The 7,422-nt window shown below is 69.1% G+C and carries 9 protein-coding genes and 1 pseudogene; 6 read left to right on the forward strand and 4 right to left on the reverse strand.

Features of this window, described 5'->3' with window-relative positions:
• Window position 1: 1 nt before the first annotated feature.
• Both AOM45_RS27655 and AOM45_RS27660 read right to left on the reverse strand, forming a co-directional pair.
• The gene (locus AOM45_RS27655; protein ID WP_051784837.1) at window positions 2-1,345 is read right to left on the reverse strand and encodes an Rv3212 family protein; all 1,344 of its coding nucleotides are present in this window, start codon (window positions 1,343-1,345) and stop codon (window positions 2-4) included.
• 5 nt (window positions 1,346-1,350) lie between these two features.
• Window positions 1,351-2,976, reverse strand: a complete 1,626-nt coding sequence (locus tag AOM45_RS27660) for a DEAD/DEAH box helicase (RefSeq protein ID WP_081902845.1) — start codon at window positions 2,974-2,976, stop codon at window positions 1,351-1,353.
• A gap of 169 nt (window positions 2,977-3,145) precedes the next feature.
• On the opposite strand from AOM45_RS27660, the gene AOM45_RS27665 reads away from it, so the two are divergent.
• Together AOM45_RS27665 and AOM45_RS27670 are read left to right on the forward strand one after the other, a co-directional pair.
• A complete protein-coding gene (locus tag AOM45_RS27665; RefSeq protein ID WP_030474077.1) occupies window positions 3,146-3,787 on the forward strand; it encodes a ferritin-like fold-containing protein in 642 nt (213 codons plus the stop codon).
• A gap of 43 nt (window positions 3,788-3,830) precedes the next feature.
• Entirely contained in the window at window positions 3,831-4,055 is a 225-nt protein-coding gene (locus tag AOM45_RS27670; RefSeq protein ID WP_030474076.1) for a DUF3107 domain-containing protein, read from the forward strand.
• Window positions 4,056-4,100: 45 nt separating this feature from the next.
• Here the strand turns inward: AOM45_RS27670 and AOM45_RS27675 are convergent, their stop codons facing one another.
• Together AOM45_RS27675 and AOM45_RS27680 are read right to left on the reverse strand one after the other, a co-directional pair.
• Entirely contained in the window at window positions 4,101-4,409 is a 309-nt protein-coding gene (locus tag AOM45_RS27675) for a DUF4873 domain-containing protein (protein WP_030474075.1), read from the reverse strand.
• Complete coding sequence (locus AOM45_RS27680; protein WP_156094481.1) at window positions 4,410-5,093, reverse strand: TetR/AcrR family transcriptional regulator; 684 nt, start codon at window positions 5,091-5,093, stop codon at window positions 4,410-4,412.
• 61 nt (window positions 5,094-5,154) lie between these two features.
• On the opposite strand from AOM45_RS27680, the gene AOM45_RS27685 reads away from it, so the two are divergent.
• From AOM45_RS27685 to AOM45_RS27695, 4 genes and pseudogenes are all read left to right on the forward strand, one after another.
• The gene (locus AOM45_RS27685; protein ID WP_030474073.1) at window positions 5,155-6,042 is read left to right on the forward strand and encodes an AurF N-oxygenase family protein; all 888 of its coding nucleotides are present in this window, start codon (window positions 5,155-5,157) and stop codon (window positions 6,040-6,042) included.
• Window positions 6,015-6,794, forward strand: coding sequence for an alpha/beta fold hydrolase (locus AOM45_RS27690; protein WP_030474072.1), 780 nt, complete (start codon window positions 6,015-6,017; stop codon window positions 6,792-6,794). The genes AOM45_RS27685 and AOM45_RS27690 overlap by 28 nt, the downstream gene beginning before the upstream one ends.
• Before the next feature lie 96 nt (window positions 6,795-6,890).
• A pseudogene (locus tag AOM45_RS54030) lies at window positions 6,891-7,019 on the forward strand (helix-turn-helix domain-containing protein); the annotation flags it as partial.
• 33 nt (window positions 7,020-7,052) lie between these two features.
• Entirely contained in the window at window positions 7,053-7,376 is a 324-nt protein-coding gene (locus tag AOM45_RS27695) for a helix-turn-helix domain-containing protein (RefSeq protein ID WP_236703849.1), read from the forward strand.
• Window positions 7,377-7,422: the final 46 nt, after the last annotated feature.

Genomic DNA, 7,422 nt, shown 5'->3' on the forward strand with positions numbered 1-7,422 from the left:
ACTATCGCAGTGCGACCAGGGTTTCGCCACGCTGCTCCAGCACGACGGGACCGGCTGTGGCGAGTTGCACAGGGCCGGTGTGGCCCTCGCGGTTCACCCGGATCGTGCCCACGAGCTGACCGGTGGTCTGCTCGTACACCCGAAGGCCGTCCTTCACCGGGATGAGCGCACGGCCCGCGAGGGTCGTGCCGGCACCCAGCGTGCCCTCGGCCGTCCACTGTGGAGTGAGCGTGTCGAGCGCCAGGGCGATCGTCTTCGAACCGGAGAACCAGAACACGTTCGTCTTGGTCGAGAACGAGCGCGCCACGTGGTTCGGCGGCTCGACGAAGTCCGCCGCGGGCACGTCGACCGGCGTCTCGGTGACCAGGGCGCCGCTCTCGGCGTCGTACACCGCGATCCGGCTCGGGTTCGGCAACGCGACCGCGGCGAGCTTGTCCGTCACGGCCACGACCTGCGCGTTCTTGCCGGCGGTGACGACGCTCGTGAACACCTTCGGTTCGTCGGACTTGTCCGGGTTCGGCTTGAGCACCGAGACCCGGTCGGAGCTGTCGTCCGGGCAGCGCTCGATCAGCGCGAACTTGCCGGACGACACCGCGACCGAGCCGAACGCGCACCCGACCCGCGGCTGCTTGCCGGGGTTCACGATCGCGCGCAGGCTGCCGTACTCCAGCGACTTCACCAGGTCGTCGCGCCGGTAGACCTCGAGGTACTTCGACCCGGTCGCGATGAGGTGTGAACCCTCGTTGAGCAGCGCCGTGCCCGGTTCCGCGTCGCCGTTGCGCTGCGCCCGCCGCTCGCCGGTGACACCGTCGAGCGAGGTGAGCTCCGAGCAGTTCGTGCCCTTCGAGTACAGGGCCATGGCGCGGCCCCAGCCCGTGCTCACCACGCACAGCGGCAGATCGCGCTCGTACGTCCACCGGACGTCACCCGTGAGGGGGTCGCGCCCGTTGACCTCGCCGCCGTCGCCGGTCACCACCGTCGACGGCTTCTCCTCGCCCGTGTCCTTCGACGGGGTCAGCACGACCACGGGGGACTGGGTCGCGCCGCTCTTCGCACGCCACACCTCGGCGAGCGACGGAGGCAGCGCGGTCACCTCGGGCAGCGGATCCCACGACGACGGCCCGGTGACCGACGTCGTGGCACGAGCATCGCTGAACGCCCAGGTCAGCACGGACGCGACGAGCGACACCACGGCGATCAGCGCGACCGCGACGAAGTCGGCGCGGGTGCGCCACGACCTGGCTGGCGGACGTTCGACGACGGGCGCGGCACCGGACGCGGTCTCGTGCGCTGGCTCGTCGAGGACGTCCTCGATCTCGGTGACGTCGGAACCGGGGGACGACATGGCGATCAGTCTGCCGAAGGTGCGGCCTGTTCGGCAGAGGTTCGGCGACGCCGACGCCTGCGGGGCTTGTCGGACGGGGTCTTGTCCGACGCCTCGGCGGCGGCTGAGTCGGCCTGCTCACCCTCGACCGGCACACCGGCGCGGCTGCGGGTGCGCGAGCGGGAGCGCTTCGGCCGGGTCTCCTCGTTCGCCTCCGGTGCCGCTTCGGCGCCACGAGTGGAGCCCGTGCGACGACGGCGCTTGCGCTTGCCGGTGTCGAGGTTCTCCTCCTCCTCGGCGTCCAGGCCGGCGCGGGTGCGGTGGCTCATCGGCAACCGGCCCGTGGAACCGGACGGGATGCCCAGGTCGGCGAACAGGTGGTCGGAGGTGGAGTACGTCTCCACCGGCAGCGGCTGGCCGAGACCGAGCAGGTCGTTGACCACCTGCCAGCGGTTCGTCTCGTCCCAGTCGACGAACGTGACGGCGACACCCGTGCGCCCGGCACGGCCCGTGCGGCCGATGCGGTGGACGTAGGTCTTCTCGTCCTCGGGGCACTGGTAGTTGATGACGTGCGTGACGTCGTCGATGTCGATGCCGCGCGCGGCGACGTCGGTGGCCACCAGCACGTCGACCTTGCCGGCGCGGAACGCCCGCAGCGCCTTCTCGCGAGCGCCCTGGCCCAGGTCACCGTGCACGGCGGCCGCGGCGAACCCGCGTTCGGTCAGGTCGTCGGCGACCTTCTGCGCCGTCCGCTTGGTGCGGGCGAAGACCATCGTCAGACCCCGGTCGCGGGCCTGCAGCACGCGGGCCAGCATCTCCGGCTTGTCCATCGAGTGCGCCCGGTAGACGAACTGCGAGGTGTTCTCGTGCGTCTGACCTGCGTCGTTCTCCTCGGCGCGGATGTGCGTCGGCTGAGTGAGGAACGTGCGGGCCAGCGTGATGATCGGGCCGGGCATGGTCGCGCTGAACAGCATCGTCTGCCGCTCGTCGGGAACCATGGTCAGGATGCGCTCGATGTCCGGCAGGAAGCCCAGGTCGAGCATCTCGTCGGCCTCGTCGAGCACCAGCATGCGGACCTTGCCGAGCACCAGGTGACGCTGCTCGGCGAGGTCGAGCAGGCGGCCGGGCGTGCCGATGACGACGTCGACGCCCTTGCGGAGCTGCGCGATCTGCCGCTCGTAGGGGATGCCGCCGTAGATCGCGGCGACCTTGACCCCGAGGTGCTTCGACGCGTCGGTGAGGTCGTGCGCGACCTGGAGACACAGCTCACGGGTGGGAACGACCACAAGGGCCTGCGGGGTGCCGTCGCCGGGCGTGTCGATGCGGTGCAGCAGCGGCACGCCGAACCCGAGGGTCTTGCCGGTGCCGGTGCGCGCCTGGCCGATGACGTCGTCGCCGGCGAGGGCGATGGGGAGCGTCAGCTCCTGGATGGCGAACGTGCGGACGATGCCGGCCTCGCCGAGTGCCCTGACGATCTCGTCACGCACTCCCAGCTCGGCGAACGTGGGGGATTCGGACTGCACCGGGGCGTCTGCCAGCAGCGGGTGCGACGTGTCCTCTTCGGGTACTCCGGCCTCGCTGTGCTCCAGGAGGACCGGGTCCAGATGTGCTTCTACTTCAGCGGTCAGGGTGATCAGCCTCTCTCGTACCAAGCGCGTACGAGCCCTGGCCGGGCCTCTCGACCGCGCTCGATGAGCAGCTGCGGGAAAGGTGTACGCGCACCATTTCGTGCGCCTCGCGGCGGTTCGTCACACTCGTCACGCCGGGCGTCCGGGACCATTCTAGCTGGCAAGACCCGGTTCACCACTAGAGTTCGGTCTCATGGGTGTTGCGGAGGGTGTTGTCGATCTTCTCGGAGCGCTCGCATATGGCGAGCTCTCGGCCTTCGACAGGATGACGGAGGACTCGCGTTCTGCGCCGACATTGGCCGGGCGTGCCGCGCTGGCGCAGATGGCCGCCGCGGAGATCGGTCACTTCACGCTGTTGCAGAAGTACCTCGCCGCCGAGGGCCTCAAGGTCGAGGACGCGATGGCGCCGTTCGTGAAGGGCTTCGACGCGTTCCACGAGTCGACGAGCCCCAAGTCGTGGCTCGAGTCGCTCGTGAAGGCGTACGTGGGCGACGGCCTGGCCGCCGACTTCTACCGCGAGGTGGCGGAGTGGCTCGACGAGCCGACGCGCGAGCTGGTGCTCGCCGTGCTCGCCGACACGGGCCACTCGGCGTTCGCTGAGCGCGAAGTCCTGGCCGCCGTCGAGTCGGATCCGCGGGTGCGCGACCGGCTCGCGCTGTGGGGCCGCCGGCTGCTCGGCGAGGCGTTGACGCAGGCCCAGTACGTGGTGGCGGAGCGGGACGGGCTGTCGGAGCTCATCGTGCGGGGCTCGGGAGACCTCGCCGGGATCGGTCAGTTGTTCCGCCGGCTCCAGCAGTCCCACGCGCGGCGCATGACGCAGCTGGGTCTGGGCTAGGTAGGCTCGGGATCAGTTTTTCTCTTTGAGCACGGAGGTCAGCGTGGAGGTCAGGATCGGCGTCGCGGACAGCCCGCGGGAACTCGTCGTGACCAGTGAGCTCAACCCGTCGGACGTTGAGGCTCTGGTGGCGGACGCGGTGTCCGGCAAGTCCAGCGTGCTGTCGCTGGTGGACGCCAAGGGTGCGCGGTTCGTCGTGCCCGCTGGCCGCGTCGCGTACGTGGAGATCGGCCCGCAGGACTCGCGCAAGGTCGGTTTCGGCGCCTGAGGTCGTTGAACGAAGAAGCCCCGGTCAGCTCTGACCGGGGCTTCTTCAGTGTTCGGCGGGTTCTTCGATCCGGTACGGCGGGGTGGAGACGCCGCCGACGCGGTAGCGGCCCCACGGGTCGGGGTCGGTCAGCGCGCCCTCCGCCTGCCCGGTGGGGGTGCGCAGCAACGCGGTGCGCGCGCCCGCCTCGACACGGCTGGTGACCTCGTCGTTCTTCTTCACCCGGCCGTACCAGTGGTAGCGGCCGTCGATCGGCTGGAAGTAGCCGCGCAGCTCGACGCTCACCGCGACCTCGTCGGTGCCGAAGACCAGGACGGCTTCGCCGGTGTAGCCGTCTTCGTCGTGCTCGCTCATCTAGTCCACCAATCGGAGTGGGGTGAGTGGCTTCGCCGGGTCCGCCTGGACGCCCGCCGAGCGCAACAGCCCGTCGATCGCGTGCCAGATGATCGTGGCGAGGTAGTCGCTGAGGTTCTCGCGCGACATGGTCTGGCGGTCGAGCCACCAGTCGCCCGCGTTCTGCACCATGCCGACGAGCGCGTGCGCCCACGGCTCGGCGCCGCCCGAGTCCATGTCGAACGCCCGCAGGTAGTCGCCGAGGATGCGGGCGAGGGTGTTCGCGATGAGGTTCTTGTCCTCCTGCACCACGTCCTTCTCGACCGGCCGGTCCACAAAGGACCCCTTCACCACGAACCGGTAGAGGTTCGGGTTGTCCTCGACGACGGACAGGTAGGCGTCGACGATCCTGCGGATGCGGTCCTTGATCGGGCCGTCGGTGGCGAGCGCCGGGCTCATCCGTTCCATCAGCAGCTCGGTGGCCCGCTGGCCCACGGCCAGGTACAGGTCCGACTTGTCGGTGAAGTGCCGGTACAGCACGGGTTTGCTGACGCCGGCCTCCGCGGCCACGTCCTCCATGCCGACGTCGGGGCCCTTCTTGGCGACGGCGGCGATCGTGGCCTCCACGAACTCCGCCCTGCGCTGCTCGCGATGCCCCTTCCAGCGTTCGCGTCGCGCGTCCGGCCCCTTGACAGTGCGTGCCATGTGACGCACGCTACCAGAAGTAACCGTTACCTCAAGTAACACTTACCGGGGAGGGCAACCGATGAGGGTCGCCGATCGGGAGAAGACAGCGGAGAGGCTGCTCAAGTCGTCCGCCGAGAAGTTCTACGACCCCGAGGTGGACATCGACTGGTCCGCGCCTCTGGTCGACGGGCTCTTCTACATCCCTGAACAGCGCATTTCGCTCTACGGCACGCCTCTCTACGACTCGTTGACGCACGAGCAGCGCATCGAGCTGTCCAAGCACGAGCTGGCCTCGATCGCGTCGGTCGGGCTGTGGTTCGAGCTGCTGCTCATGCAGATGCTGGTCAAGGTCGTCTACAACACCGACCCGACCTCGCGGCACGCCCAGTACGCGCTGACCGAGGTGGCCGACGAGTGCCGGCACTCGACGATGTTCGCCCGGCTCGTGGAACGGATCGGGTGCCCGCCGTACGGACCTGTTCGTTCGACCCACCGGCTGGGGAAGCTGCTGCCGGCGATCGGGTACGGGCCGGCGATGTACGGGTCGATCCTGGTCGCCGAGGAGATCCTCGACCGGTTGCAGCGCGAGGCGATGAACGACGACACGATCCAGCCGATCGTGCGGATGGTGAACCGGATCCACGTGTTGGAGGAGGCTCGGCACGTGCGGTTCGCGCGTGAGGAGCTGGTGCGCGGGATGGCGGACCTCCGCGGTTTCGAGTTGCCGTACCAGAAGTGGCTCATCGGGTACGTGTCGATGATGATCACTCGCACGATCATCAACCCGGCCGTGTACGCCGCTGTGGGGCTCGATGTGCGGGAGGCCCGTCGTCAGGCGCTGGCGAACCCGCGGTTCCAGGAGACCATTCGCTGGTCGGGGGAACGGATCATGTCGTTCCTGGAAGAGGCCGGACTCGTCGGAAAGCCGGGGATGCGCTCGTGGCGTCGTTCGTTCTTGATCGGCTGAACGTCGTCGAGTCGGGAGACTCGACCTCCGGCGTGACCGCGGTTCTGCTGCACGGCTGGACGATGGACCTCACGACGTGGGACCGCGTCGCAGCCGCTCTGCCCGGGCGGGTGGTCCGGTACGACGTGCGCGGGCACGGGAAGTCCACCGGCGCGGGGACGATCTCCGAGCTCGCCGACGACCTGGCGGCGGTGCTGGAGGAGCGCGTCCCGAGCGGGCGGATCGTGCTGGCCGGGCATTCCCTCGGTGGCATGACGATCATGGCGCTGGCTGAGCAGCGTCCCGAGTTGTTCTCGCGCGTGACGGGGGTGGCGTTGATCGCCACGTCGTGCGGGGACCTGCCCGGGCAGAGCGGCGCGGAGCTGCTCGCCGGGCGATGGCTGATCAGGCGGCCGAAGGTCGGGTTCGGCCGCTTGATCACGCCTGGCCTGAGAGTGACGTTCGGGCATCGGCCGCGCTGGGCCGACGTGCGGGCCGCCGCGGCGATGGCGGGCAACACGAGCGGTGCGGCGTTCGTCGGGATCCGCGAGGAGCTGACGCTGCACCAGCGGCGGGAGGCGCTCGCGGTGCTGTCGGACGTGCCCACCGTCGTGATGGCCGGGTCGTGGGACGTGCTCACGCCTCTGCGGCATTCACGGGTGCTGGCGGAGGCGTTGCCGTCGGCGGAGTTCGTGATCTACCCGAAGGCGGGGCACATGTTGCCGCTGGAACGCTCCGAGGACGTGGCGCGCCGGATCGCCGCGCTGATGTGAGTGATGAAGGGCGCCTTCACATCCACCTGACGTGGATGAACCGCTCCCCGGAAGTTGGACTGGGAATCCAGTTCCGGCTCTCCGGGGAGTGGTGGGGTGCATCCAGGTAGTTCGTTGTCTGAGCGGGAGCGGGCATCCGCTGTCGTGTTGTTCGAGAACGGGTATGGCGCGAAGGCTGTGGCGACCCGGTTGGGTGTGTCGCCGACGGCGGTGCGACGCTTGCGTGATCGTTGGATGCTGCGGAGCGCGGGAGCGCTGATGAGGAAGCCGGGCAAGCCGTCGTTCACGTTCGAGTTCAAGCTCGAGGTCGTGCGCCGGTATGTCAGTGGTGAGGCGACGGCGCTCGAGCTGGCGCGCGAGCACGGTCTGTCCTCGCCCAAGCTGGTCGAGACCTGGGGTCGGGCGTATCGCAGTGAGGGCGAGGAAGCGTTGCGGCCCAAGCGGAAGGGCCGTCCTGCCGGTGGTGCGTCCGCGCCTGCCGACAGTGAGCTGGAACGGTTGCGGGCGGAGAACCTGCTGCTGTCCGCGGAAGTCGCCTACCTGAAAAAATTGCGGGCCTTGAGGGAGCAGGGGCGAGGGTGAAAACCCAGATCATCGCCGCCCTCAAGGCTGAGTTTCCGCTGTCGGT

This window comes from Lentzea aerocolonigenes, from assembly GCF_000974445.1.
GTDB lineage: Bacteria > Actinomycetota > Actinomycetes > Mycobacteriales > Pseudonocardiaceae > Lentzea > Lentzea aerocolonigenes.